This is a genomic window from Arthrobacter sp. EPSL27, from assembly GCF_001512305.1.
In the GTDB taxonomy this organism is placed as follows: Bacteria; Actinomycetota; Actinomycetes; order Actinomycetales; family Micrococcaceae; genus Arthrobacter.
Genome location: NZ_LNUT01000005.1, coordinates 569,087 through 593,673, shown reverse-complemented (window position 1 = coordinate 593,673; position 24,587 = coordinate 569,087). Strand labels below are relative to the sequence as shown.

24 protein-coding genes are annotated in these 24,587 nt (G+C 67.4%); 12 read left to right on the top strand and 12 right to left on the bottom strand.

The annotated features are described in order from the left end of the window. The coding region (locus AR539_RS13650; RefSeq protein ID WP_066437879.1) for a phytase at window positions 1-1,050 on the top strand (1,050 nt) is incomplete at its 5' end. 46 nt (window positions 1,051-1,096) lie between these two features. Here AR539_RS13650 and AR539_RS13645 read toward each other — a convergent pair. After that, entirely contained in the window at window positions 1,097-3,277 is a 2,181-nt protein-coding gene (locus AR539_RS13645) for an elongation factor G-like protein EF-G2 (protein ID WP_066437878.1), read from the bottom strand. 121 nt (window positions 3,278-3,398) lie between these two features. Then, window positions 3,399-3,875, bottom strand: a complete 477-nt coding sequence (locus AR539_RS13640) for a VOC family protein (RefSeq protein WP_157361017.1) — start codon at window positions 3,873-3,875, stop codon at window positions 3,399-3,401. Between the two features lie 157 nt (window positions 3,876-4,032). Here AR539_RS13640 and AR539_RS13635 point away from each other — a divergent pair, with 157 nt between their 5' ends. Together AR539_RS13635 and AR539_RS13630 are read left to right on the top strand one after the other, a co-directional pair. After that, window positions 4,033-4,467, top strand: a complete 435-nt coding sequence (locus tag AR539_RS13635) for a DUF3054 domain-containing protein (RefSeq protein ID WP_066437874.1) — start codon at window positions 4,033-4,035, stop codon at window positions 4,465-4,467. Between the two features lie 96 nt (window positions 4,468-4,563). Next, entirely contained in the window at window positions 4,564-4,845 is a 282-nt protein-coding gene (locus AR539_RS13630; protein ID WP_066437869.1) for an Lrp/AsnC family transcriptional regulator, read from the top strand. A gap of 75 nt (window positions 4,846-4,920) precedes the next feature. On the opposite strand, the gene trpD is transcribed toward AR539_RS13630, so the two are convergent. Then, window positions 4,921-5,979, bottom strand: coding sequence for an anthranilate phosphoribosyltransferase (gene trpD, locus AR539_RS13625; RefSeq protein WP_066437867.1), 1,059 nt, complete (start codon window positions 5,977-5,979; stop codon window positions 4,921-4,923). A gap of 112 nt (window positions 5,980-6,091) precedes the next feature. Here trpD and ctaE point away from each other — a divergent pair, with 112 nt between their 5' ends. The 4 genes from ctaE to qcrB all read left to right on the top strand — a co-directional run bounded on the left by ctaE (window position 6,092) and on the right by qcrB (window position 10,468). Continuing rightward, window positions 6,092-6,766, top strand: coding sequence for an aa3-type cytochrome oxidase subunit III (ctaE, locus tag AR539_RS13620; RefSeq protein ID WP_442854410.1), 675 nt, complete (start codon window positions 6,092-6,094; stop codon window positions 6,764-6,766). 86 nt (window positions 6,767-6,852) lie between these two features. Then, a complete protein-coding gene (qcrC, locus tag AR539_RS13615) occupies window positions 6,853-7,638 on the top strand; it encodes a cytochrome bc1 complex diheme cytochrome c subunit (RefSeq protein ID WP_066437862.1) in 786 nt (261 codons plus the stop codon). Window positions 7,639-7,740: 102 nt separating this feature from the next. After that, entirely contained in the window at window positions 7,741-8,811 is a 1,071-nt protein-coding gene (qcrA, locus tag AR539_RS13610) for a cytochrome bc1 complex Rieske iron-sulfur subunit (RefSeq protein ID WP_066437858.1), read from the top strand. Continuing rightward, window positions 8,789-10,468 (top strand): cytochrome bc1 complex cytochrome b subunit, encoded by a 1,680-nt coding sequence (qcrB, locus tag AR539_RS13605; protein ID WP_066437856.1) that lies wholly within the window; start codon window positions 8,789-8,791, stop codon window positions 10,466-10,468. The genes qcrA and qcrB overlap by 23 nt, the downstream gene beginning before the upstream one ends. Before the next feature lie 94 nt (window positions 10,469-10,562). Here the strand turns inward: qcrB and AR539_RS13600 are convergent, their stop codons facing one another. Beyond that, entirely contained in the window at window positions 10,563-11,330 is a 768-nt protein-coding gene (locus AR539_RS13600; protein ID WP_066437851.1) for a GntR family transcriptional regulator, read from the bottom strand. A gap of 186 nt (window positions 11,331-11,516) precedes the next feature. On the opposite strand from AR539_RS13600, the gene AR539_RS13595 reads away from it, so the two are divergent. Next, a complete protein-coding gene (locus AR539_RS13595; RefSeq protein WP_066437843.1) occupies window positions 11,517-11,810 on the top strand; it encodes an HPr family phosphocarrier protein in 294 nt (97 codons plus the stop codon). A gap of 126 nt (window positions 11,811-11,936) precedes the next feature. On the opposite strand, the gene AR539_RS13590 is transcribed toward AR539_RS13595, so the two are convergent. From AR539_RS13590 to AR539_RS13570, 5 genes are all read right to left on the bottom strand, one after another. Next, the gene (locus tag AR539_RS13590) at window positions 11,937-12,338 is read right to left on the bottom strand and encodes a cytochrome c oxidase subunit 4 (protein WP_066437842.1); all 402 of its coding nucleotides are present in this window, start codon (window positions 12,336-12,338) and stop codon (window positions 11,937-11,939) included. After that, on the bottom strand, window positions 12,338-14,059 hold the full coding sequence (gene ctaD / locus AR539_RS13585) for an aa3-type cytochrome oxidase subunit I (protein WP_066437839.1): 1,722 nt from the start codon (window positions 14,057-14,059) through the stop codon (window positions 12,338-12,340). Before ctaD ends, AR539_RS13590 begins: the two co-directional genes overlap by 1 nt. 12 nt (window positions 14,060-14,071) lie before the next feature. Further along, window positions 14,072-14,944 carry an aa3-type cytochrome oxidase subunit II gene (gene ctaC, locus AR539_RS13580; protein WP_066437835.1) on the bottom strand — a complete coding sequence of 291 codons (873 nt, stop codon included), beginning with the start codon at window positions 14,942-14,944 and terminating at the stop codon, window positions 14,072-14,074. 198 nt (window positions 14,945-15,142) lie between these two features. Next, on the bottom strand, window positions 15,143-15,532 hold the full coding sequence (locus AR539_RS13575) for a HesB/IscA family protein (RefSeq protein WP_066437830.1): 390 nt from the start codon (window positions 15,530-15,532) through the stop codon (window positions 15,143-15,145). Window positions 15,533-15,713: 181 nt separating this feature from the next. Next, window positions 15,714-17,144, bottom strand: coding sequence for a dipeptidase (locus tag AR539_RS13570; RefSeq protein WP_066437826.1), 1,431 nt, complete (start codon window positions 17,142-17,144; stop codon window positions 15,714-15,716). 120 nt (window positions 17,145-17,264) lie between these two features. Here AR539_RS13570 and AR539_RS13565 point away from each other — a divergent pair, with 120 nt between their 5' ends. After that, window positions 17,265-17,864: a DUF3043 domain-containing protein gene (locus AR539_RS13565; RefSeq protein ID WP_066437823.1), complete on the top strand. Its 600-nt coding sequence runs from the start codon at window positions 17,265-17,267 to the stop codon at window positions 17,862-17,864. Window positions 17,865-17,959: 95 nt separating this feature from the next. Here AR539_RS13565 and AR539_RS13560 read toward each other — a convergent pair whose 3' ends face one another. After that, window positions 17,960-19,033 (bottom strand): quinone-dependent dihydroorotate dehydrogenase, encoded by a 1,074-nt coding sequence (locus tag AR539_RS13560; RefSeq protein WP_066437819.1) that lies wholly within the window; start codon window positions 19,031-19,033, stop codon window positions 17,960-17,962. Between the two features lie 67 nt (window positions 19,034-19,100). On the opposite strand from AR539_RS13560, the gene AR539_RS13555 reads away from it, so the two are divergent. Genes AR539_RS13555 through AR539_RS13545 form a run of 3 tightly spaced genes read left to right on the top strand, consistent with a single transcriptional unit; the run spans window position 19,101 to window position 22,858 of the window. Then, a complete protein-coding gene (locus AR539_RS13555; RefSeq protein WP_066437817.1) occupies window positions 19,101-20,795 on the top strand; it encodes an FAD-binding dehydrogenase in 1,695 nt (564 codons plus the stop codon). A 21-nt stretch (window positions 20,796-20,816) separates the two neighbouring features. Then, window positions 20,817-21,803 carry an alpha/beta hydrolase gene (locus AR539_RS13550; RefSeq protein ID WP_066437814.1) on the top strand — a complete coding sequence of 329 codons (987 nt, stop codon included), beginning with the start codon at window positions 20,817-20,819 and terminating at the stop codon, window positions 21,801-21,803. Beyond that, complete coding sequence (locus tag AR539_RS13545; RefSeq protein WP_066437810.1) at window positions 21,800-22,858, top strand: alpha/beta hydrolase; 1,059 nt, start codon at window positions 21,800-21,802, stop codon at window positions 22,856-22,858. The genes AR539_RS13550 and AR539_RS13545 overlap by 4 nt, the downstream gene beginning before the upstream one ends. Window positions 22,859-22,932: 74 nt before the next feature. On the opposite strand, the gene AR539_RS13540 is transcribed toward AR539_RS13545, so the two are convergent. Together AR539_RS13540 and recO are read right to left on the bottom strand one after the other, a co-directional pair. Continuing rightward, window positions 22,933-23,760 (bottom strand): isoprenyl transferase, encoded by an 828-nt coding sequence (locus AR539_RS13540; protein WP_066439987.1) that lies wholly within the window; start codon window positions 23,758-23,760, stop codon window positions 22,933-22,935. 20 nt (window positions 23,761-23,780) lie between these two features. Further along, window positions 23,781-24,536, bottom strand: coding sequence for a DNA repair protein RecO (gene recO, locus AR539_RS13535; protein WP_066437805.1), 756 nt, complete (start codon window positions 24,534-24,536; stop codon window positions 23,781-23,783). Between the last annotated feature and the right edge of the window lie 51 nt (window positions 24,537-24,587).

Here is a 24,587-nt window from a genome sequence, read left to right as displayed (position 1 = left end):
CCCCCGCCGCCGCCCAGTTCCGCCGCCCCCAGTGCCACTGCGACCACCGGCGATGGCGGCACCCCGGCACCCGAACTGGAGAAACCAACAGCCGCACCCGTCCTGGAGACGGAAACATTCGAGGGTTCCGGCGACATCTCTGATGACTCCGCCATCTGGGTTGACCCCGCGGATCCCGGCAACAGCCTCGTCGTGGCCGACAACAAGGCAAGGTCCGGCGGCGGGATCGGGCTCTTCGACATGAGCGGAAAACTGGTCCACTTCCGTCCCGACGGCATGATCGGCAACGTCGACCTCAGGGACGGTTTCCCGGCGTCGGGGTCCCCCATGGTCCTGGTGGGCGGCAACAACCGGACTGACAACACGCTGGCCCTGTGGACCCTGGACCCGGCAACCAGAACGCTGGCCCCGGTCGCGGCCCGCAGCATCACCACCGAGGCGCCCAACTACGGTTTCTGCATGTACCACAGCAAGAACAGCGGTAAGTTCTACGCCTTTGTGACCCCCAACGGCGCCGGCTCCGTCCAGCAGTTCGAGCTGGCAGGGGACGGCGCGGGCAAAGTGGATGCCACCCTCGTCCGGACCCTCCCGGTCAGCAGCATCACCGAGAGCTGCGTCGCCGACGACCAGCTGGGGCACCTGTATGTCGGCCAAGAGGGCGTGGGCGTCTGGAAATACAACGCGGAGCCCGACGCCGGAGCGGAACGCACCTCCGTTGACGCGGTCGGGGACGGCCGGCTGGAGGCCGACGTCGAGGGAATGAGCATCGCCTACGGCGCGGACGGCGGCGGGTACCTGTTCGTCTCCAGCCAGGGCAACTCCACCATCGCCATCTACGACCGCGCCGGCAACAACGCCTTCCGGAAGTCCTTCAGGGTCGCCGGAAACGGGGACGTCGACGGCGTGACCGGCACCGACGGCCTGTCCGTCACCATGGAGAACGTCGGGCCGCGGTTCGAGCAGGGCATGCTGGTGGTCCACGACGAATCGAATTCCGGCGCCGACACCTCAAACCTGAAATACGTCCCCCTCAGCGACGTGCTTCAATAAGTTCTTCGGCACCCCTGCACCCCCCGGTTTCCGGCGCGCGGGCTGCTCAGTCCTTCGCGGCAGTTCGGGCGGCTGTTGCCGGAACAGGCTCGTGCCGCAGGTAGCTCCGGCCGAAACGGCCGCTTCCCGACGTCAGGGCGCGCAGTTCGATGGCGTACCGCAGCAGCTCCTGGTCCGGCACCTCGGCACTGATCTCGGTCAGGTCCCGCCCGGTGGACGTCGTTCCGGTCAGCCGGGCACGGCGCGAGGACAAGTCGCTCATCACCGCCCCCACATGTTCGTCGGACACACGGATCGTCACCGCCGAGACGGGCTCCAGCAGCTGGATCCGGCCGGCTGCGGCCGCCTCGCGCAGGGCCAGCGCCCCCGCAGCCTGAAAAGCCGCATCCGACGAGTCCACACTGTGGGCCTTGCCGCCCAGCAGCGTCACCCGGATATCCACAACGGGAAAGCCCGCGGATACGCCCTTCTGCATCTGCGCGCGCACGCCTTTCTCCACTGAGCTGATGAAGGGGCCCGGAATCACCCCGCCCACGGTCTTGTCGACGAATTCGAAACCGGCGCCGCGTTCCAGCGGTTCCACCTCGATGTCGCAGACCGCGTACTGGCCGTGGCCGCCCGACTGTTTGACGTGCCGGCCGTGCCCGGCTGCGGGCCCGGCGAACGTCTCCCGCAGCGGGGTGACGACGTCGACGGTCTGCAGGTTGACGCCTTGCTCGCGGAGCCTGCCCAGGACCACATCCGCATGGGCCTCTCCGGTGCACCACAGGACCAGCTGGTGCGTTTCGGAGTTCCGTTCCACCCGCAGGGCCGGGTCACCCGCGGCGACTTTTGCGAGGCTGCGGGCCAGGACATCCTCGTCGCCGTGGGAGGCCGCCTCGACGGCGACGGGCAGCAGCGGATCCGGCATCTCCCACGGCTGGATCAGCAGGGGCATGTCCTTGGCGGAGATCGTGTCCCCGGTCTCGGCCGGCCCCAGTTTGGTGAGGGCGCCGATGTCCCCGGACACGGTGTACGGCACCGGCCGCAGGCTGGCACCCAGCGGCGAATACAGGTGGGTCACGCGTTCGTCGCTGTCATGGTCGGGATGGCCCCGGTCTTCCAGTCCGTGCCCGGCCACGTGCACGGCCGAATCCTCACGCAGGGTGCCGGAGAAGAGCCGGACCAGGCAGACGCGGCCCAGGAACGGATCGGTGGTGGTCCGCACCACCTCCCCCAGCAGCGGGCCTGCGGGGTCACAGCCCGGAGCCTCCACCGCATTGCCCTCGAGGTCGGTGACCTCCGGGAGCGCATGGCGTGTTGGCGGCGGGAAGGCCCGTGTCACCAGGTCCAGCAGTTCCGCCAGGCCGACGCCGGTCTCCGCGGAGGTGGCGATGACCGGATGGAACGATCCCCGTGCGACGGCCGTCTCGAGGTCGCTGGCCAGGACCCCGGCGGGGATGTCCTCGCCGTCGAGGTACCGGTCCATCAGCGATTCATCCTCGCTTTCGGCGATGATCCCCTCGATCAGTGCGCCGCGGGCCGCCTCCGAGGCGACGCGTTCGACGTCGTCGGTGTTCCGGACGCCGGGACGCGTAACCTCACCTGGCCGGTCCGACACGGTGCCCGTGAGCAGGCCCAGCAGTCCGGTGCCTTCCGTGCCTTGGGTGACCGGCAGGTAGAGCGGCAGCACCGTGTCGCCGAAGGCCCGCCGGCATTCCGCGAGGGCGGCGTCGAAGTCCGCCCGGGGGTGGTCCATCCGGCTGATCACCACGGCCCGGGGCATGCCGATGTGCCAGCATTCCTCCCAGAGTGCCGTGGTGGCCGCATCAATCCCGTCCACGGCGGAGACAACGAACAGGGCCGCATCCGCTGCCCGCAGCCCGGCCCGCAGTTCCCCGACAAAATCCGGGTAGCCGGGCGTGTCGAGCAGGTTCACCTTGATGCCGCCGGCCAGGACGGGGATCACGGAGAGCGCGACGGAGCGTTGCTGGTGGATCGCGGCCGGCTCGGAATCGCCCACCGTGGTGCCTTCAGTGATCGATCCTTTCCGCGATATGGCCCCTGTCGCGGCGAGCAGCGCCTCCGCCAGCATCGTCTTCCCGGCACCGGAATGCCCCACCAGCGCCACGTTGCGGATCTGGTCCGGGTGGTCGGGCGGGAGCGCGTCGGAGGCGTCGGCCCGGCGGAGTTCGGACGTGCCCCGGGCGGCGGCCTTCGCCGGAACCTTGGCGTCTTTGGCAGGCATGGGAACCTCCTGGTGTGCATCCGTCCGCCGGCCGGTCCGCCGGCACCCGCGCCGCGTAGGGCTGTGTATATGGATTGGACACCCTGGGGCGATCCGGCGGCAAGATGCAATGGGTACCGGGCTACCCGCCGTCGTAGGCCTTCTGCAGCGCCGCGATGTCCAGCTTCCGCATTCCCAGCATGGCCTGCATGGCCCGTTGCGAGCCCTCAGGGTCCGGGCCACCGATCAGCCCGCCCAGTGCGGACGGGACCACCTGCCACGACACACCGTACCGGTCCTTCAGCCAGCCGCACTGGCTTTCGGAGCCGCCCGCGGTGAGTGCGGTCCAGTAGCGGTCCACCTCCTCCTGGGATGCGCAGTCGATGACAAACGACACCGATTCGTTGAAGGTGAAAGCCGGTCCCCCGTTGAGCGCAGTAAAAGTCCGGCCCTCAATCTCAAACCTGACGGTGATCGCCTGGCCGGCCGGCCCCGGCCCGCCCTCCCCGTACCGGGACACATCGAGCACCCTGCCGCCGTCGAAGATGGAGACGTAGAAACCGGCGGCCTCCTCGGCCTGGTTGTCGAACCACAGGCAGGTGGTGATTTTTTCGGCCACGGCGCGCCTCATTCCGTCGGGCCCGTGCCGCGGGCGGGTGCCGGGCGGCAGGGCAGGGTTTGCGCCCGAGCCTAGCCCCGCCTGGCAGCGGGCACAACCGCCCGTCCCGGCCGGCCCCGGCGCCGTTCATCCAGCCGGCCCGGCTACGCTTGGAAGCATGGCTTCTTCGACCCCGCCGCTCCCCCGTCCCGCCGTGACCCTGCCCGCGCCGGCTTCCCCGCGGACCGCCGTTCTGGCCGCGTGTGCCGACGCTGTTCTCATCCTGACGTTCGCGGCGATCGGCCGGGACGCCCACCAGCGCGGCGACGTCGTCACCGGGGTTCTGGCGACAGCCTGGCCGTTCCTGGCCGGGGCGGCGTTGACCTGGCTCGCGCTGCGGCTTTGGCGCTCCCCGCTGCCTGTCTGGCCGGCCGGCGTCGCTGTCTGGCTCGGCACGGTGACTGTGGGCATGATCCTGCGGGCCGTCACCGGGCAGACTGTGGTGCTGCCGTTTGTCATCGTGGCGCTGCTCAGCCTCGGCGTGTTCCTGCTGGGATACCGCCTCGTGGCGGCCGCCATCCGGCGTCGCAACACACGCCGCCGGAACGCCTGATGGACTAGGCTTGCAGACAGATGGCCCGGGCCACGGAGAGACAACAGGCTCCCGGCCGGGCCGGCAACGGCGCAACAGATCCGGAAAGGTTCACACGTGGTCACCGCTTTCGTCCTGATTAAGACAGACGCTTCCCGCATCCCGGAGACCGCGGAGGAAATCTCTGCCATCCAGGGCATCAGCGAGGTCTACTCGGTGACCGGCGAGTGGGACCTGATCGCCATTGCCCGGGTGCCCCGTCATGAGGATCTGGCGGACGCCATCGCCGACAAGCTGTCCAAGGTGCCGGGCGTGGTGCACACCACCACCCAGATCGCGTTCCGCGCGTACTCCCAGCACGACCTGGACGCGGCCTTCGCCCTCGGCTTCGAGCAGTAGGACCCGGCGTTCAGGAGCTGCACCCGGCTCCCCTTGATGAGGGGTAGTGCCAGGCGCACTGCGCCCGGCGGCGACTCAGCTGCGTGAGAGCGCGACCCACCGGTCCAGCACGGCAGCAGCCGCACCCGTTTCAATCGATTCCTCCGCGCGCCTGAGCGCCGCGGCCATCCGTTCGCTGAAGCCGCCGACGGCGTCCAGGTCGAAGGCCACCAGCCCGGCGGCGGCATTGAGCAACGCAGCGTCGCGGGCGGGACCGCGTCCGCCGGCCAGGACGGAACGCACGACGGCGGCATTGGCTGCGGCGTCCCCGCCGCGCAGTTCCTCCAGGGTGGCCCGGCGGACCCCCAGGTCGCCCGGATCGAACATCTCTTCCGTCACAGTGCCGTTCCGGATCTCCCACACCGTCGACGGGCCGGTGGTGGTCAGTTCATCGAGCCCGTCACTGCCGCGGAACACCAGGCCGCGGCTGCCGCGCTTCGCGAGCACACCGGCAACCAGGGGTGCCATCCGCTCGTTGGCCACGCCCACCGCGGAGGCCTGGACGTGGGCGGGGTTGATCATGGGGCCCAGGAAGTTAAAGGCGGTCGGCACGCCGAGTTCACGGCGGGCAACGGCGGCATGCCGCATGGAGGGATGGAAGACCTGGGCGAAGCAAAAAGTGATGCCGGCTTCTTCCGCGTTGAGCGCCACCCGGGGGATCGGCAGGTCCAGCCGGACGCCGAGCGCTTCGAGGACGTCCGCGGAACCTGAGGTGGAGGATGCGGCACGGTTGCCGTGTTTGACCACCTTGGCGCCAGCACCGGCCGCGATCAGTGCGGCCATGGTGGAGATATTGACGGTGTTCTGCTGGTCGCCGCCGGTTCCGACGATGTCCAGCTTCTGCCCGCCGATATCAAGCGGGCTGGCGTTGGCGATCATCGCCTCCACCAGTCCCACCAGCTCATCCACGGTCTCGCCCTTGGCCCGCAGGGCGACAAGGAATCCGGCGACCTGCGCCGGCGTGGCCTCCCCGGACATGATCGAGTTCATCGCCCACTCAGTGTTGCCGGCAGTAAGGTCCGTGCCGTTGATGAGTGCGTTGATGAGCCGCGGCCAGGTGTTGCCTGCCGCCTGTGCAGATGCCTGAGAAGTCACGTCCTGATGCTATCGAGGTGCGCGCCGCAATGACCAATGTGAACGGTGCCGGGAACTTTTCCGCACGATTTCGCGTCTTTGTAGAAAAAGTCCTCCGAAAAGGCGGTTTGCGTTGGGCAGGAGGGAGTTTTATAGACATAATGTCTATGTGACATCTGCGACCCATGCCCCCAGTACCCCGGCGCACCCGACGCTGAACCGCCCAAACATGGTTTCTGTAGGAACCGTAGTCTGGCTGTCCAGTGAGTTGATGTTCTTCGCCGGTCTCTTTGCCATGTACTTCACACTCCGTTCGACTTCCGGACAGATGTGGGCCGAGGAGACAGCCAAGCTCAACTTCCCCTTTGCGCTCATCAACACGATCGTCCTCGTGGCCAGTTCCTTTACTTGCCAGATGGGCGTCTTCGCCGCTGAGCGGCTTCAGCCGCGCAGGACGGGCGGCCCCTTCAGCTTCACCCGCTGGGGAATGAACGAGTGGTTCACCCTGACTTTCCTCATGGGCGCCTTCTTCGTGGCCGGCCAGGCGACTGAGTACGCCATGCTCGTTTCCGAGCACGTCTCACTCTCCTCCAACGCCTACGGCTCGGCGTTCTACATCACCACGGGCTTCCACGGCCTGCACGTGATCGGCGGCCTGGTGGCCTTCCTGCTCATCATGGGACGGTCCTTCGCGGCGAAGAAGTTCGGACACTTCGAAGCAACCTCCGCGATTGTCACCTCGTACTACTGGCACTTCGTCGACGTCGTCTGGATCGGCCTCTTCCTGGTCATCTACGTCCTCAAGTAGCAAGACTTGACTCTTTTTCTACAAGAGGCAGAATTTCAAGAAGCGGCTCCCGGAGCCCACGCAGGATCGAATAAAGGAACCACCACGTGAAGGCACTCTCGCAGAAGCGACGTCACCCACTGGCAGCAATTGCACTGCTGCTGATGGGCCTCCTGGTCACTGGTGGGCTGTACGCCGTTGCCACCACCGTCAACCAGGCCAAAGCCACCACCAGCTTCAGCGCAAATGACGCGGAGGAGGGCAAAAAGCTCTTCGAAGCCAACTGCGCAACCTGCCACGGCATGGGCGCCAGCGGCTCCCCGGCGGGCCCCTCCCTGGTAGGCGTCGGCGCTGCCGCCGTTGACTTCCAGGTCGGCACCGGCCGTATGCCCATGCAGATGAACGCACCGCAGGCCCCCAAGAAGCCCGTCCAGTTCAACGAAGAGCAGACCAACCAGCTTGCCGCTTACGTCGCTTCGCTCGGCCCCGGCCCGTCCATCCCCGAAGCCGGCGTCCTCGACGGCCAGGGTGACGCCGCCAAGGGCGGCGAGCTGTTCCGCGTGAACTGCGCCATGTGCCACAACGCTGCCGCTGCCGGCGGTGCGCTGACCCGGGGCAAGTTCGCTCCGGCACTGGGCGACGTCACCAGCAAGCACATCTACGAAGCGATGGTGACCGGACCGCAGAACATGCCGGTCTTCAGTGACGCCAACCTCTCCCCCGAGGGCAAGCGCGACATCATCACCTTCCTGAAGCAGATCGAAGCCAACGGCTCACCCGGCGGCGCGGACCTCGGTTCCCTGGGCCCGGTCTCTGAAGGCCTGTTCGTCTGGATCGCAGGCCTCGGCGTCATCATCGCCTTCACCATCTGGCTGACGTCCCGGACGTCCTAGCCCACCTGTTGCACCTGTAAGAGTTTTCTGCTGACCCGTCAGCAGTTTGAATTGAAAAGCTAACTCGGCATTCGCCGAGACGAGAGAGGGATGAGGCGAATTATGGGCAACCATAGTGACGGCAGTCCGAACCACTCGGGCACCGTAGCTACGGCTGGTCAGAATGAGGTGGAGAAGTTCCAGGATCCTGGAATTCCTCCGCATCGTTTGCGCCTGGCTGACACGGACCCGAAGGCCGCAAAGCGAGCAGAGCGGCAGGTGGCCATACTTTTTGGGACCTCCGTTGTTGGCACCCTGATATTCCTGGTGGCGTACTTCGCCATCGATCTGGGCGATGACTCCTCGATCGCGACCATCCGGCTGCAGAATGCGCTGCTGGGACTCGGCACCGCATTTGCCATGCTGGGCATCGGCACCGGAATCGTGCACTGGGCCAAGGCCCTCATGCCGGACCATGAAGTCTCCGAGGAGCGCCATGCCATCCGCACCGAGGACGACCGCCAGGCGGCTGTCCGGATCGTCGACGACATCGTCGAGGAAACCGGCATCAAGCGCCGCCCGCTGATCCGCAACACGCTGCTCGGCGCCGTGGCGCTGGCTCCCCTGCCCGCCATCGCGATCTTCGGTGACCTTGGTCCGCGTCCGGACGACAAGCTGGCGCACACCATGTGGGCCCCCCAGGACGGGAAGCTCAAGCGGCTTACCCGCGACCCTGATGGAACCCCGATCAAGGCCGCCGACGTCACCATCGGTTCTGCTTTCCACGTTATCCCGGAAGGCCTGAACGAACTTCACGAGGGCAAGCTGAACGAAAAGGCCAAGGCCGTTGTTCTGCTCATGCGCCTCAACCCCGAGTCCCTCAACCCGTCACCGGGCCGCGAGGACTGGGGCTACAACGGAATCGTCGCGTATTCCAAGATCTGCACCCACGTTGGTTGCCCTGTTGCCCTGTACGAGCAGCAGACCCACCACCTGCTGTGCCCGTGCCACCAGTCGACCTTCGACCTCACGCAGGAATGCAAGGTTATCTTCGGCCCGGCCAGCCGGCCTCTCCCCCAGCTGCCCATCGCAGTTGACTCCGAGGGCTACCTGGTCGCCACGAGCGACTTCCATGAACCAGTTGGACCTAGCTATTGGGAGCGTGATCAGCATGAGCGCAACATCAACGCCTGATGCCCCCACCTTCGTCGCCAAGACCAAAGGCGGCCGCATCACGAACTTTGTTGACGAGCGCGTTGGCGGTTCCGGCATCCTCCGTGAATTCGGCCGGAAGGTCTTCCCGGACCACTGGTCCTTCATGTTCGGCGAAGTGGCCCTGTACTCCTTCGTCATCCTGCTCCTTTCGGGCACGTTCCTGACGTTCTTCTTTGACCCGTCCATGGCGGAAACTCATTACCAGGGTTCCTACACGCCGCTGAAGAACGTCGAGATGTCGGTGGCATACAACTCCTCCCTCAACATCTCCTTTGATGTCCGCGGCGGCCTCTTCATGCGCCAGGTCCATCACTGGTCGGCGCTGCTGTTCGTGGCATCCGTCTCGGTCCACATGCTGCGCGTGTTCTTCACCGGCGCATTCCGCAAGCCCCGCGAAATGAACTGGGTGGTGGGCGGCGTGCTGCTCATCCTCTCGATGGCTGCCGGCTTCACCGGCTACTCCCTCCCCGATGACCTGCTCTCCGGCAACGGCCTGCGCATCATCGACGGCGTCATCAAGTCGATCCCGGTCATTGGAACGTACATCTCGTTCTTCCTCTTCGGCGGGGAATTCCCCGGCACGGTCATCATCGGCCGCCTGTACATGCTCCACATCCTGCTGGTTCCGGCCCTCATCCTGCTGATGATCGTCCTGCACCTCTTTATGGTCGTGGTGCACAAGCACACCCAGTACCCCGGCCCGGGCCGCAACGACGGCAACGTCGTCGGTTACCCCCTCGGCCCGGTCTACGCGGCCAAGGCCGGCGGCTTCTTCTTCATCGTGTTCGGTGTCATCGCCCTCATGGCGGGCTTCTTCACCATCAACCCGATCTGGAACTACGGCCCCTACGATCCCTCCCCAGTTTCCGCGGGCACCCAGCCTGACTGGTACATCGGCTTCGTTGACGGCGCCTTGCGCCTTATGCCGGGCATCATCGGCGACTGGCGCGTGGAGCAGGTCTGGTTCGGCCAGGTCTTCACGTTCAACGTGCTGCTGCCGGCCCTGGTCCCGGCAGGCATCCTCTTCACCGTCCTGTTCACGTACCCGTGGATCGAACGCTGGATCACCAAAGACAACCGCGAGCACCACGTCCTCGACCGTCCGCGCAACGCTCCGACCCGCACCGCAATCGGCATGGCCGGTTTCGTCTGGTACTGCGTCATGTGGGCCGCTGCCGGCTCGGACCTCATCGCCACGCACTTCCACGTGTCGCTGAACGATGTGACGTACTGGCTGCGTGCACTGTTCTTCATCGGCCCGGTCATCGCCTTCATCGTCACGAAGCGCGTTGCCCTGGCGCTGCAGCGCAAGGACCGCGAGATCGCCCTCCACGGCCGTGAAACCGGCCGCATTGTGCGCCTGCCGCACGGCGAGTTCATCGAGGTCCACGCACCGCTGGATGAGTACAAGCGCTACAAGCTGGTCGGCTTCGAGTCGCCGTCGCCGCTTCCGGCCCAGCCGAACGAGCATGGCGTTGTCGACAGGAAAGAGAAGCGCCGCGCGAAGCTCTCCCAGTGGTTCTTCGAGGACCGGGTCGCCCCGGCCACGCCCGCAGAACTGGCGGCCGCACACGGCCACCACGGCGAGCACGAGGCTATCGACTCCGGCGCCTCGCAGAAGACGCTCAGCCACTAGCCAGGCGCCGCCAGGCGCCCAGTGGTAAACAGGAAGGCCCGGTCCGTGAGGACCGGGCCTTCCAGCGTCTCCGGGCCTGTGGGGCCCTGTGCCGCTACGAACGGTATCCGGAGGCGTAGTTGCGCGTCGGGCGCACGCCGGGCCGCTGCAGGGGCACCCAGAGCTTGTAGCGGTCGGCCCGGTAGTACGACACGGAGTAGTCGACCATTGAACGCGCCACGAAGGCGTGGCGCTGGATTTTCAGCAGCGGGGACCCCACTTCAACGTTCAGCAGGCGGGCCGTCGACGGTGAGGCGGCCGTCGCTTCGATCATGTCCTCGCCCCACTCCATCACCAGCCCGTACCGTTCGCTGAGGACGTTGTACAGGGAGGTGGGCGGTTCGCCGTCGAGCAGGCCCGGCACGCGGTGGGCCGGGATGAAGTTTTCGTCCACGCTCATGGGTTCGTTGTCGGCCAGCAGGAGCCGGCGGAACCGCACCAGGGGCGTGCCCTCCTCCAGCTGCAGTTCGCGGGCCAGGAAAGCACTGGCGCCGATCTGCTCGAAGCTGAGGACCTTGGCGGCGGGCACCATGCCGCGCCGCTGCATCTCCTCGCTGTAGGAGGTCAGTTTCACCTGCAGATCGAGTTTGGGTTTCCGCACGAAGGTGCCGAGGCCCACCACCCGTTCAATGACCTCCTCCCCCACCAGGGCGTCGATGGCCTGGCGGACGGTCATCCTGGCCAAGCCAAACCGTTCGGCGAGGTCCCGTTCGGACGGCAGCGCCGAGCCTGGCGGGCAGGCCTCCGTGATGTGGGTCCGAATGAGTTCGCGCAGTTGCACATAAATGGGGATGCCGTTGTGCCGGTCGATTTCCCCGGCCATGCGGGATGCATCAGAGGCGGCCACAGCGCCGCCTTGGGGAATGAGTCATACCTCAAGGTTAAGCCACCTGCGGGCGAGGTCTAGACCACCTGCTGCCCCGGTTCGCCCGGGACCCGGCCCGCCGTTACGCTTAAATGCGCCGGGACCGTCGGCAGCACACTTCTGGAGAAACCAAGGGAGCCCCCGTTGCCAGTTCGGAACGCAATTGTGCAGGCATCTATCGGGCTGCACGCACGGCCGGCGGCGCTTTTCGTCCGCGCCGTCCACGAGACCGGGCTGCCTATCACCATCAGCAAGGACGGCAGGCCCGGCGTCGACGCCCGCTCGCTGCTTGAAGTAATGACCGAGGACTTCCCCTGCGGCTGCGAGGTGGAACTGGCAGTTGACCCCGCCTCGCTCCCGGACGGCTACAGCGCCGGTGACGTCGGCGCGGCTCTCGACGGGCTGTGCGAGCTGCTGGAGTCCGCCCGGTCCCGCTAAGACCCGCGCGGCCGCCCTAAGCAGCCTGAGGCTGCCTGGAACTGTAGACAGCACAACGACGGCGGGCCCCACCATATGGTGGGGCCCGCCGTCGTTGCTGATGCAATTGTCCTGAGGGACCTTAGCTTAGTGCGCGTGGTCTCCGCGGCTGTACTCGTAGACCCAACCGATCAGGGCGACCACGGCCATGCCGGCCGCGATGTAGACAATCCAGAAACCGACTGCCAGGCCGAGGAACCCGGCGGCGCAGGCCAGGCCGAGTACCAGCGGCCACCAGCTCCAGGGGCTGAAGTGGCCCTGCTCGCCGGCGCCTTCGTGGATCTCGGCGTCACTGCGGTCCTCGGGACGCATCCCGACGCGCTTTCCGGTGAAGGCGAGGTAGGCGCCGATCATGCCGGCGAGACCGCCAACCAGCAGCACCCCGAGGATGCCGACCCACTCGGACCAGTTCGTGAGGAAGCCGTAGATCACGGCGACAGGCACGAAGAAGAAAACTCCGAGTCCAAAAATCCTTGATTCGATCTTCACTAGGGGTTGTCCTTCTGGTCGGCGTTACCGAGGGCTTCTGCGGCCGGGGCCGGAGACTCGACGGTGTAGGTCTGGGAAAGTTCGGGGTGGTGCAGGTCCAGGGCAGGACGTTCCGAACGGATCCGCGGCAGCGAGGTGAAGTTGTGGCGCGGCGGCGGGCAGGAAGTTGCCCACTCCAGCGAGGCGCCGAAGCCCCACGGGTCATCCACTTCAACCTTCTCGTTGCTGCGCCAGGTGATGTAGACGTTCCAGAAGAACGGGATCAGCGAGGCGCCCAGGAGGAACGAGGCGTAGGTGGAGAACTGGTTCATCCAGGTGAAGTTGTCCTGCGGCATGTAGTCCGCGTAACGGCGGGGCATACCCTCGACGCCCAGCCAGTGCTGGATGAGGAACGTGCCGTGGAAACCGAGGAACAGCATCCAGAAGTGGATCTTGCCGAGACGCTCGTTGAGCATCTTGCCGGTCCACTTCGGCCACCAGAAGTAGAAGCCTGCGAACATTGCGAACACGACCGTGCCGAAGACAACGTAGTGGAAGTGCGCCACCACGAAGTAGGAATCGGAAACGTGGAAGTCCAGCGGCGGGGAGGCCAGGATGATGCCGGTGAGGCCGCCGAAGAGGAACGTCGCAAGGAAGCCGATGCTCCACAGCATGGGGGTTTCAAAGGTGATGGACCCCCGCCACATGGTGCCGATCCAGTTGAAGAACTTCACGCCGGTGGGAACCGCGATCAGCATCGTCATGAAGGAGAAGAACGGCAGCAGGACCGAGCCGGTGACGTACATGTGGTGGGCCCACACGGTCACGGAGAGGGCTGCGATGGAGATCGTGGCGTATACCAGGCCCTTGTAACCGAAGATCGGCTTGCGGCTGAAGACCGGGAAGATTTCGGAGACGATGCCAAAGAACGGCAGGGCGATGATGTAGACCTCGGGGTGGCCGAAGAACCAGAACAGGTGCTGCCAGAGGACGGCGCCGCCGTTCTCCGGGTCGAAGATGTGGGCGCCGAAGCGGCGGTCCGCACCAAGGGCGAAGAGGGCTGCAGCCAGCGGCGGGAACGCCATCAGAACCAGGATGGCCGTCACCAGGATGTTCCAGGTGAAGATCGGCATCCGCCACATGGTCATTCCCGGGGCGCGCATGCAGATGATGGTGGTGATGAAGTTGACCGCACCGAGGATGGTGCCGAAGCCCGAGAGCGCCAGGCCGAAGACCCAGAGGTCACCGCCCACGCCGGGGCTGAACGTCGTGTTGGACAGCGGCGCGTACGCGAACCAGCCGAACGAGGCCGCACCCTGCGGAGTGATGAAGCCGGACACCGCGATGGTGGAGCCGAAGAGGAAGAACCAGAAGGCCAGTGCGTTCAGTCGCGGGAAGGCGACGTCGGGGGCACCGATCTGCAGCGGCATGATGACGTTGGCGAAGCCGGCGAACAGCGGCGTCGCGAACATCAGGAGCATGACGGTTCCGTGCATGGTGAAGAGCTGGTTGTACTGCTCTTTGGTCTGCAGGATCTGCATGCCGGGTTCGAACAGCTCGGCGCGGATCAGCAGCGCCATGACACCGCCGAAGCAGAAGAACACGAAGGACGCGATCAGGTACATGTACCCGATGGTCTTGTGGTCGGTAGAGGTGATCCAGTTGACGACGATGCGCCCCTTGGATTTGGGTACTACGGGAGCCTCGAGGACCCCGGTGGGCTGGGAATAGGTGGTAGCCACTTCGCGCTCCCCTTACTTGTTCTCGGTCATGGCCGGGAGACGGTCGTACTCTTCGCCGAGGAGACCCGTGTTGCCGCCCTGGCGGAGCCTTTCCAGATGCGCCTGGAACTCGGCTTCGGAAACGACCTTCACGCGGAACAGCATTTCGGAGTGGTACTCGCCGCAGAGCTCGGCGCACTTGCCGTCGTAGGTGCCCTCTTTAGTGGGGGTGAACCGGATGTAGTTGGTCTTTCCGGGGATCATGTCGCGCTTCTGCAGGAAGGCGGGGACCCAGAAGGAGTGGATGACGTCGCGGGCGTTGAGCTCCACGTCAACCGACTTGTTGACCGGCAGGTAGAGGGTGGGCAGCTGTTCCTTGTCCACTTCCTCGCCGTTCAGGTGCGCCTGGACGCCGGCTTCGTGGACATCCTCGCGGATCACGTCGCCCTTTTTGTAGTTGAAGTCCCAGGCCCACTGCTTGCCGCGGACGTCAACGACGACGTCGGCCGGCTCGGCGCGGTTGTCGATCGCCTGCTGGTCGCGGTCGGTGAAGTAGAAGAACACCAGGACCATAAACAGCGGGATCGTCAGGTAGAAGACCTCGAGCGGGAGGTTGAAGCTGTTCTGGCGCGGGAACCCGACGGTGCCCTTGCGGCGCCGGTAGGCCACCATGCACCAGATCATCAGGCCCCAGGTAATGACACCGACAATCAGGGCGGCAATCCATGAGTTGACCCAGAGGTCCATGATGCGGTCAGTGTGGTTGGTGGTGCCGCGTTCAGTAGGCAGCCACCCTTTCTGTACCTCTGGTGAACATCCAGTCAAAGCCAACGCGCCGGCGAGTGCCAAGCCAGTGATCTTAGTGATCTGTTTGCGTCGGCTGCCGGTTCGGTTCTGCGAACTCACAGACGGCCCTTCCTACTTGTTGCTGTTGCCCGGACCGCAAATGGCGGTCTGGGCACACGAAAAGTTTTACTACTCGGTGTAGAGCTTACCGCTCCCCGCGAGTTTTCGCCCACATGTCCGCGCCGTGCGTCGGGACCTTTTTGCCGGGTCCGCTCGTTATGGTTCCTGCGGCACTAAGGCCGGGCAGATTGCCCGGCCTTAGTGGAAGGAATCACCGCATGCGCAGGAGCCGCCGGCGTTGGGATTGTCGATGGTGAAGCCCTGCTTGGAGATGGTGTCTTCGAAGTCGATGCTGGCACCGCTGAGGTACGGGACGCTCATCTTGTCGACCACAACTTCGACGCCGTCGTAGTCGCGGACAGCGTCCCCGTCGAGGAGCCGCTCGTCGAAATAGAGCTGGTAGATGAGGCCGGAGCAACCGCCGGGCTGCACGGCCACGCGGAGGCGCAGATCGGTGCGGCCCTCCTGCTCGAGCAGGCTGCGGACCTTGCCGGCCGCGACGTCGGTCAGCTGGACCTCGTGCGTGGGCAGTTCGCCGCCGGCCGTGGCGGTGGTGTCGGTGCTGTTTTCATTGGTTGTAGTGCTCATGGCCTACCTTCTAACGACGGTGGTGGCGGCACCGCCGTGGCGGCACCCGCCCCTACTTGTACGGTACGGGCTATAGCTACATGCTACGTCGATCAGCCGTGTAGCTCTAACTCCTGACGTAACCCTCCCGGCCTGCTGAATGTTCCCCGGGAAGCCGGGAGGGCTGGGCCTGCCGCACCGCTCAGGCGAGGCCTTCCGCGTTGAGCCGGGCCAGCATGAGGGCTTCGGCCACAATGGCGTTGCGGAAGTCGTCGAGGTGGAGGGATTCGTTGGCGCTGTGTGCCCGCGAATCGGGGTCCTCAACGCCGGTAACCAGGATCTGCACGTCCGGGTACAGCTCGGTCAGGTCCGCAATGAAGGGAATGGAACCGCCGATCCCGGTTTCCACCGCCGGAACGCCCCATGCTTCGCCGAGGGCCCACATCGCGATGCCTGCGGCCTGGGAGGAGGTGTCCGTGAGGAAGGGGTTGCCGCTCTCCCCCGGGGTGAACACCACGTGGGCGCCGAACGGTGCGTTGGCTTCGACGTGCCGGCGGACGGCGTCCATGGCGGCTGCCGGATCCTGGCCGGGCGCCAGCCGCAGGCTGAACTTGGCCCGGGCCCGCGGCAGGAGGGTGTTGGAGGCAACGTCGACGGCAGGGGCGTCGAATCCAATGATGGACAGGGCCGGCTTGGTCCACATCCGGGAGGCGATGGTGCCGGTTCCGGCGAGCCGGACGCCGTCGAGCACGGAGGCGTCGGCGCGGTATTCCTCCTCGGAGAGGTCAACGGTGGCGTCGTCGCGGCTGACGAGCCCGTCAATGGCGACGTTGCCGTCGTCGTCGTGGAGGGTGGCGATCAGCCGGGCCAGCAGGGTAGGCGCGTCCAGAACGGGGCCGCCGAACATGCCGGAGTGAACGGCGTGGTCGAGGACCTTGACCTCGATGGTGCCGTCCACCAGGCCGCGGAGGCTGGTGGTGAGCGCCGGGATGCCCACCTTCCAGTTGCTGGAGTCGGCCACGACGATCACGTCGGCGCGCAGCAGCTCGCGGTGGGTTTCCAGGAACGTGCGGAACGTCGGGGAGCCCGCTTCCTCCTCGCCTTCGAAGAAGAACGTGACGCCCAGGCCAAGATCGTCGCCCAGGACGCGGGCCACCGCGGAGTACGCGGCGATGTGGGCCAGGATCCCGGCCTTGTCGTCGGCGGCGCCGCGGCCGTAGAGGCGTCCGTCGCGTTCGACGGCGGTGAACGGCTCGGTCTCCCAGAGCGCCAGGTCGCCGGTGGGCTGGACGTCATGGTGGGCGTAGAGCAGGATGGTCGGCTTGCCGGCCGCGGCGGGGCGGCGCGCCACCACGGCGGGGCCGCCGGGTGTTCCGTCCTCCTTGTCGCAGCGCAGGATCTGCACGTCGCCGAACCCGCTGGCCTCCACCAGCCGGGCCACGGCGTCGGCGCTGGCATTGAGCGGGGCAGGGTCGAAGCTGGGCCAGGCGATGCCCGGGATGGCGACGAGCTCCTTCAGCTGGGCGATCGTTGTGTCGAACTCTTCGGTGACGGCCTGGCGGAGCGCCTCGGTGTCGACGTCTCCAGTCCGGGCGGCAGCGGTCTGCGGGTTCCCCGCGGGTGATGGTGTCATGGCCAGAACACTACCCGTGTCGCGGATCACCTCAAACCGCGCAGGGGGTGGTCCTGCATCGGGTGGGCTGCACCGTGTGGCCGGGGTCTCGCGTGCCCGGCCCCGGGGTATTCTGTAGGGGTGTTTGGACGTAAAAAGGAAGCGCCAACGGCGCAGGACATAATTGACCAGCAGGCAGCCGCGGCATCAGCCCGGGACGCCGCCGTCGGCAAGGGCGTTCCCACGCCCAAGCGCAGCGCCCAGGTGGCGGCCCGCAAGCGGCCGCTGGTGCCGGAAGACCGCAAGGCCTCCAAGGCCGCAGAGCGTGCAGCCGTCCAGGAGCAGCGGACCAAGATGCGGCAGGCTCTGGACACCGGCGACGAGAAGTTCCTCCCGCTGCGGGACAAGGGTCCCCAGAAGCGCTTCGCCCGTGACTACGTGGACGCCCGTTTCAGCCTCGGCGAGTATCTGATGTTCGGCGCCCTCATCTTTGTGGTGGTCTCCTTGGTGGTTCCGGCGTCCAGCGAGCAAATGGTTTACGTCCTGGGCGGCTTCTGGGTGATGTTCCTGGCCGTCTTCGTCGACGTGTTTATTCTTTCCCGCAAGCTCCGGAAGCGGCTGACGGAGAAGTTCGGCGAGGTGGAGCGCGGCACCGTCTGGTACGGCTCCTTGCGTTCGCTGCAGTTCCGCCGCCTGCGCCTTCCCAAGCCGCTCGTCAAGCGCGGCGAGTACCCCGCCTGATCCCCCGACTCGTATAAGAAAGCCCCCGGCAGTCCACTGGACTTCCGGGGGCTTTCTTGTGTGGCTCTCGCTGCGGGCAGGTGCTGCCCGGCGGCTCAGCGCCGGGACGGGTGCTTGGCGAGCAGCCTGTTGATCCGTGCGGCCCAGCACGGCCCTTCGTAGAGGAAGGCCGTGTATCCCTGCACCAGGGTGGCGCCGGCGTCGAGCCGCTGCTGCACATCCTGGGCGGTTTCGACGCCGCCCACCGAGACGAGGGCCAGCTTCCCCCCGGTCGCCTCCTTCAGGCGGGCCAGTACCTCCAGCGAACGCTGCTTCAGCGGTGCCCCGGAGAGCCCGCCCGCGCCGCAGGCCTCCACCTGCTCCGGGCTGGAGGACAGCCCGGAGCGGGCGATGGTGGTGTTGGTGGCGATGATGCCGTCGAGTTTCAGGTCCAGCGCGAGGCGGGCGACGTCGTCAATGTCCTCGTTGCTGAGGTCCGGGGCAATCTTCACCAGCAGCGGCACGTGCCGGCCGGCAGCCGTGTCCGCGGCCTCCCCCACTGCGGTGAGCAGCGGGCGGAGGGTCTCCACGTCCTGCAGCAGCCGCAGGCCGGGGGTGTTCGGGGAGCTGACGTTGACCACCAGGTAGTCGGCGGCGGGGGCCAGGCTCCGGGCGCTCACCAGGTAGTCCGCCACCGCGTCCTCGAGTTCCACCACCTTGCTCTTGCCGATGTTGACGCCGATGACGGGCCGCACCCCCGGGTGGCGGCGCTGCAGGGCGGCCCGGGCGGACTTCAGGCGGGGCGCCACGGCGGCTGCGCCGTCGTTGTTGAACCCCATGCGGTTGATCACGGCGCGGTCCGCGATGAGGCGGAACAGCCGCGGGGCGGGGTTGCCGGGCTGTGCCTGGCCGGTGATGGTGCCCACCTCCACGTGGCCGAAGCCCAGCTCGGCCAGGGCCTCGATGCCGAGGCCTTCCTTGTCGAAGCCGGCCGCAAGGCCGAAGGGGGACGGGAACGTGAGTCCGAAAGCCTGTGTCTGCAGTGCCGCCGCCGGTGCGGTGAATTTCTGCAGCAGCCGCCCGGCGCCGCAGGTGTGGACGGCCCTGATGGCCTTGAAGCCGATTTTATGGGCGCGCTCGGCGTCCATCCATGAGAAGGCCAGCCGGAAGAAGGTGGGATATACGCGCATGGCTCTAGTTTTCCGGTTCCGGCGGTCCAGACCAAACCAGCGTTCCTCCGGGCGCTAGCATGAAGCCATGACCAGCGATGATGCAGTCCGCAGCAGCGGCCCGGCGGCCCAGGGGGCACGGATCGAGGCCGACGTCGTGGTGGTCGGTGCCGGTCTCGCCGGGTTGGTGGCCGCGGCCGAGGCGTATGCGGCGGGCAGGCGGGTGGCGGTCCTGGACCAGGAACCCGAGGCGTCGGCGGGCGGCCAGGCGCATTGGTCCTTCGGTGGCCTTTTCCTGGTCAACACCCCGGAGCAGCGCCGGCTTGGCGTCCGCGACAGTGTGGAACTTGCCCTTGCGGACTGGCTCTCCTCCGCCGCCTTCGACCGGCCCGAGGACGCCCTGGCCCGGCAGTGGGCAGCAGCCTATGTGGACTTCGCGGCCGGGGAGAAGCGCGCCTGGCTCGCCGCGCTGGGGGTGCGACTGTTCCCGCTGGTGCAGTGGGCCGAGCGCGGGGGCTACGGCCCCGACGGCCACGGCAACACCGTGCCCCGCTTCCACGTCGCTTGGGGCACCGGCCCGGCGCTGGTCGCACCATTCCTCGCGAAGCTCCGTGAAGGCGTTGCCGCCGGACGGGTGTCTTTCCACTTCCGGCACCGCGCCAGCGAACTGACAATGACGGCGGGCCGGCTCAGCGGCGTCAGCGGCGAGGTCCTGGCACCCAGCACCGCCGCCCGGGGCGAACATTCCTCCCGCGTTGCCGCCGCCGCCTTCGAGGCCTCCGCCGGGGCTGTGGTCGTCACCAGCGGCGGCATCGGCGGAAACCACGACGCGGTCCGGCGGCAATGGCCCGGCGGCGGCGCCCCTGGGTCCATGCTGAGCGGTGTCCCGGCGTCGGTGGACGGCGACTTCCTGGCCGCGGTGGACCGGGCCGGCGGCCGGCTGATCAATGGCGACCGGATGTGGCACTACCCCGAAGGCATCCACAACCACGCCCCGGTCTGGCCGCAGCACGGGATCAGGATCCTCCCCGGCCCCAGCGCGCTCTGGCTCGACGCCACCGGCAGGATGCTCCCGGCCCCGCTGTTCCCGGGGTTCGACTCACTCGGTGCGCTTCGGCACATCCTCGGCACCGGGCACACGCATTCCTGGTTCGTCCTGAACAAGACGATCGCAATGAAGGAATTTGCGCTTTCCGGCTCTGAACAGAACCCGGACCTCACCGGCAAGGACCTCCGCTTGCTCGCCAAGCGCCTCAAACCGGCCGGGGACAGCCCGCTGCAGCGCTTCCTGGACCGGGGTGTCGACTTCCTGCAGGCAGACAACCCCCGGGGGCTCGCCGCGAAGATGAACTCCCTCACGGGTGCTCCGCTCATCGACGCCGCGGAGCTGGACCGGCTGGTCCGGTCCAGGGACAGGCAGTTCGCCAGCGGGTTTGGCAAGGATCCGCAGCTCGCGGCGATCCGGGCCGCCCGGCGCTTCACCACGGACAAGATCATGCGGGTGGCGCCGCCGCACAGGATGCTCGACCCCCGACACGGGCCGCTGCTGGCGGTGCGACTCTCGGTCCTGACCCGCAAGAGCCTCGGCGGGATCCAGACCGATCTGCACTCGCGGGTCCTGGACAGCGCCGGTTTCCCGGTGGCCGGGCTCTACGCCGCCGGCGAGGCGGCCGGGTTTGGCGGCGGCGGCATCCATGGGTACCGCGCTTTGGAGGGCACGTTCCTGGGCGGGTGCCTGTTCTCCGGGCGCGCGGCGGGCCGCGCCGTGGCCTCCGCCCTCTAGCCGGCAGAGAGGAAGAATCAGATGGACTGGCAGACTGACATCCTGGGTGAGGACTTCGCGGCGTGCCCTTTCCAGACAACCGGCCCGGACGGGGTCGAACGCACCGCCACCTTGGTCCGGCACATACCCGCCTCGGGCGCCGGCAGCGCACCCCGGCGTGCGGTGCTGTTCCTGCACGGCTGGAGCGACTACTTCTTCAACGAGGAGCTCGCGGAGTTCTGGACCGGCCAGGGTTTCGTTTTCTTCGCCCTGGACATGCACAACCACGGCCGGAGCCTGAGGCCCGGAGCCCACGGCGGCTACGTCGCGGACCTGGCCGACTACGACGCCGAGATCACGGCCGCGATCGGCATCATCGAGTCCCTGGTGCCCAAGGGGGCCGCTCCCCCGCCGGTGACCCTGATGGGGCATTCCACCGGCGGACTCATCGCCGCGCTCTGGGCGAGCCGGCACCCGGGCCGCGCCGCCGAGCTGGTCCTCGACAGCCCCTGGCTGGAGATGCACGGCAGCCCCGCCGTCCGTCGCGCGGCGCGGGCCATGGTGGAGCCGCTGGCGCGGTTCCGACCCGAATCCGTGATCCGGCTGCCCGAGCGGTCCTTCTACTGGCGCAGCATCAGCAGCGCCGCGGAAGGCGAGTGGGTCCTGGATGACAACTACCGGCCGCCGCGGGCGTTCCCGGTGCGGGCCGGCTGGCTCAGCGCCGTCCTGGCCGGCCAGTCCCGGGTGGAACGGGGGCTGGATATCGACGTGCCCATTCTGGTGCTGATTTCCGGCGCCAGTGCCAACGGAATGTTCTGGAAGGAGTCGATGCGCCGCACGGACGCGGTCCTGGATGTTAACACGATCGCCCTGCGCGCGCTTAGCCTGGGCCGCACCGTGACCCTGGAGCGCATCGACGGCGCCTTGCATGACGTCTTCCTCTCCGCCCCGCGGGTCCGGGCCGACGCTTATGCGCGGCTCGCCCGCTGGATCCGGGCCTACGCCACGGACGACGGCGGGCAGAAGTGACGGTACCTGCGGCCCCCACGTGGCGGCCCGACGTACTTGGCAGCCGGTTTGAGTCCCTGGAGCTGGCATTGGCTCCGGACGATGAGGGACCCGTCGTCGCTACCCTGGTCCGGCACGCCGGCGCGGGCGTCGCGGAGGACGGCTTCCCGGATGCCGGCGCAGACACACAACTCCCGGAACATCCGGCCGGTCCCGGCCGGAGCCCCCGGCCGAAAGCCGTCCTCTACCTGCACGGCTGGGCCGACTACTTCCTGCAGGCCGAACTGGCCGAACAGCTCGTGGCCGGAGGGTTCCACTTCTATGCCCTGGACCTGCGGAAGTTCGGGCGCAGCCTGCGGAGCTGGCAGACAACGGGCTATACGACCGACCTGGCCGTCTACGACGAGGACCTCGCCGCCGCACTCGCCGCCCTCAAGGCGGACGTCGCCGGCCGCACGGGCATCCGGGAAGAGCCGACGGTGCACCTGCTTGCGCATTCGTTCGGTGGCTTGGTGGCCGCGTTGTGGGCCGACCGGAACCCGGGCGCCCTTGGCACCCTCGTACTCAACGCGCCCTGGCTGGAACTGCAGGGCAGCAGCCTGATCCGGAACATTGCGATGCAGCTGGTGGAACCGCTGGCCCGCACCGACCCCAGGCGGCCGTTGCTGCTGCCCAGCATGCCCGGCTACTGGGACAGCGTCAGCGGCACAGCCCACGGCGAGTGGGATCTGGACCCGCAATGGCGGCCCCGGGCGTCGTTCCCGATCCGCCCGGGATGGACCAAGGCGGTCCTGGCCGGCCACGCTGCCGTGCAGCGGAAGCTCGAGATCACGTCCCCGGTGCTGGTGCTGCTGTCCGGACGCACCCGGATCCAGGCCGAATGGTCCGAGGGGCTGATGGACCTCGACGCGGTGATCGACGTCGAGGAAACAGCGCGCCGGGCACTCGGGCTGGGCCGCCGGACCGCCGTCTTCCGCTACCCGGGGGCTATCCACGACGTCTTCCTCTCGCGCCGCGCGGTGCGGCAGGAAGCCTACGCGGATCTGCTGCTCTGGCTGAGCCTGTATCCCGGATGACCGGCCCGGCCGGCTGACACGACCCGTCCCCGGCGGATCAGTCCGGCGGTTCACGCCATGGGTCAGGGCATGAGTCAGGCGGGGTTCTGCGGGCCGGCGGCGTCGACGGCGCCGCCGTAGCGGCGGTCACGCTGGGCGTAGATTTCGACGGCGTCCCACAGGGTGCGCCGGTCCACGTCCGGCCACAGCGTGTCGAGGAAGACGAACTCGGCGTAGGCGGACTGCCACAGCATGAAGTTGGAGAGACGCTGCTCCCCCGAGCTGCGCAGGAACAGGTCCACGTCCGGGAGGTCTGGCTCGTCCAGAAACTTCTGGATGGTCTTCTCGGTGATGGAGCCCGGCTTGAGCCGCCCGGCGGCGACCTCTTCCGCGATGGCGGAGACGGCGTCGGCGATTTCCGCACGCCCGCCGTAATTAACACACATGTTCAACGTGCAGGTGGTGTTGCCGCGGGTGAAGTCTTCGGCCTCCTCCAGCTCGCGGATCACCGAGCCCCACAGCCGCGGCCGCCGGCCGGACCAGCGGATCCGGACGCCCCACTCGTCGAGCTGGTTGCGCTGCCGTCGCAGCACATCCTTGTTAAATCCCATCAGGAAGCGGACCTCCTCGGGTGAGCGGCGCCAGTTCTCGGTGGAGAACGCATAGACGCTCAGGTGCTCGATGCCGAGCTCGATCGCACCGGCCACCACGTCCAGCAGCGCTGGCTCCCCCGCTTTGTGGCCCTCGATCCGGGGCAGGCCGCGCTGGTTGGCCCAGCGGCCGTTGCCGTCCATCACGATGGCGACGTGCCGCGGGATGAACTCCGCGGGGATGGCCGGGGGCACGGCGCCGGAGGGATGCGGGTAGGGGCTCACCACGGGGGTGCTCCGCTGCCGGACCGGACTCTTCTTACCCAAGGACACAGACTTTCCCAACGCCACAGTTACGTTCGCTCCACATGTTTGAGGGATTTAAGGACACGTTCCAGATGCCACTGCAGGTAGCTGGCCACCAGGCCCGCCGCCTCGCGGCGGTGCACGGGAACGGATGCGTCCGCCGTCGCCCAGTCGCCGGTCAGCAGCGCGCCGAGCAGCAGCACGGTTTCGGCGGCGGGGGCGGGTGAACCCGGCGGGCGGCAGTCGGCGCACACCATGCCGCCGAGCGGCGCCGCGAACGCTGTGTGCGGCCCGGGCGCCCCGCAGCGGGCGCAGTCGGTGAAGCTCGGCGCCCAGCCGCCGGTGGCCAGTGCGCGCAGCAGGTAGGAGTCGAGGATGAGTTCGGGGGTGTGGTCGCCGCGGCTCAGTGCGGCCAGCGCCCCGACCAGGAGGTTGTACTGAGCGGTGCCGGCCTCGCCGTCGACGTCGGTCAGCTTTTCCGCCGTCTCCGTCATGGCGGCGGCCACGGTGTAGCGGCCGTAGTCCGCGGCGATGGCACCGCCGTAGGCGCCTTTGGCGACGGCCTGCGTCACGATGTCCAGGGTGCGGCCGGAGATCAGCTGCAGGTCCACCACCATAAAGGGTTCCAGCCGGGCGCCGAAACGGCTGGAGGTCCGCCGGACACCTTTGGCCACCGCGCGGACCTGGCCGTGGTGCTTGGTGAGGATGGTGATGATGCGGTCCGCCTCGCCGAGCTTGTGCGTACGGAGCACGACGCCGTCGTCACGGTACGCGCGGGAGGCAAAGGAAGAGGGTTGGGCCACGGTTAATCTTCGCACTGCATGTCAGGAAACTCCGCTTTTCGGGAAACGCCG

What these genes read in the sequence shown, in the direction of transcription:
- AR539_RS13645 (WP_066437878.1), bottom strand. Translation starts at nt 3,277, where the DNA reads ATGCCTGCCAAAGACGCCAAGGTTCCGGCGAAGGCCGCCGCCCGGGGC.
- AR539_RS13635 (WP_066437874.1), top strand. Translation starts at nt 4,033, where the DNA reads ATGGCTTCTTCGACCCCGCCGCTCCCCCGTCCCGCCGTGACCCTGCCC.
- qcrA (WP_066437858.1), top strand. Translation starts at nt 7,741, where the DNA reads ATGGGCAACCATAGTGACGGCAGTCCGAACCACTCGGGCACCGTAGCT.
- qcrB (WP_066437856.1), top strand. Translation starts at nt 8,789, where the DNA reads ATGAGCGCAACATCAACGCCTGATGCCCCCACCTTCGTCGCCAAGACC.
- AR539_RS13600 (WP_066437851.1), bottom strand. Translation starts at nt 11,330, where the DNA reads ATGGCCGGGGAAATCGACCGGCACAACGGCATCCCCATTTATGTGCAA.
- AR539_RS13575 (WP_066437830.1), bottom strand. Translation starts at nt 15,532, where the DNA reads ATGAGCACTACAACCAATGAAAACAGCACCGACACCACCGCCACGGCC.
- AR539_RS13570 (WP_066437826.1), bottom strand. Translation starts at nt 17,144, where the DNA reads ATGACACCATCACCCGCGGGGAACCCGCAGACCGCTGCCGCCCGGACT.
- AR539_RS13560 (WP_066437819.1), bottom strand. Translation starts at nt 19,033, where the DNA reads ATGCGCGTATATCCCACCTTCTTCCGGCTGGCCTTCTCATGGATGGAC.
- AR539_RS13555 (WP_066437817.1), top strand. Translation starts at nt 19,101, where the DNA reads ATGACCAGCGATGATGCAGTCCGCAGCAGCGGCCCGGCGGCCCAGGGG.
- AR539_RS13550 (WP_066437814.1), top strand. Translation starts at nt 20,817, where the DNA reads ATGGACTGGCAGACTGACATCCTGGGTGAGGACTTCGCGGCGTGCCCT.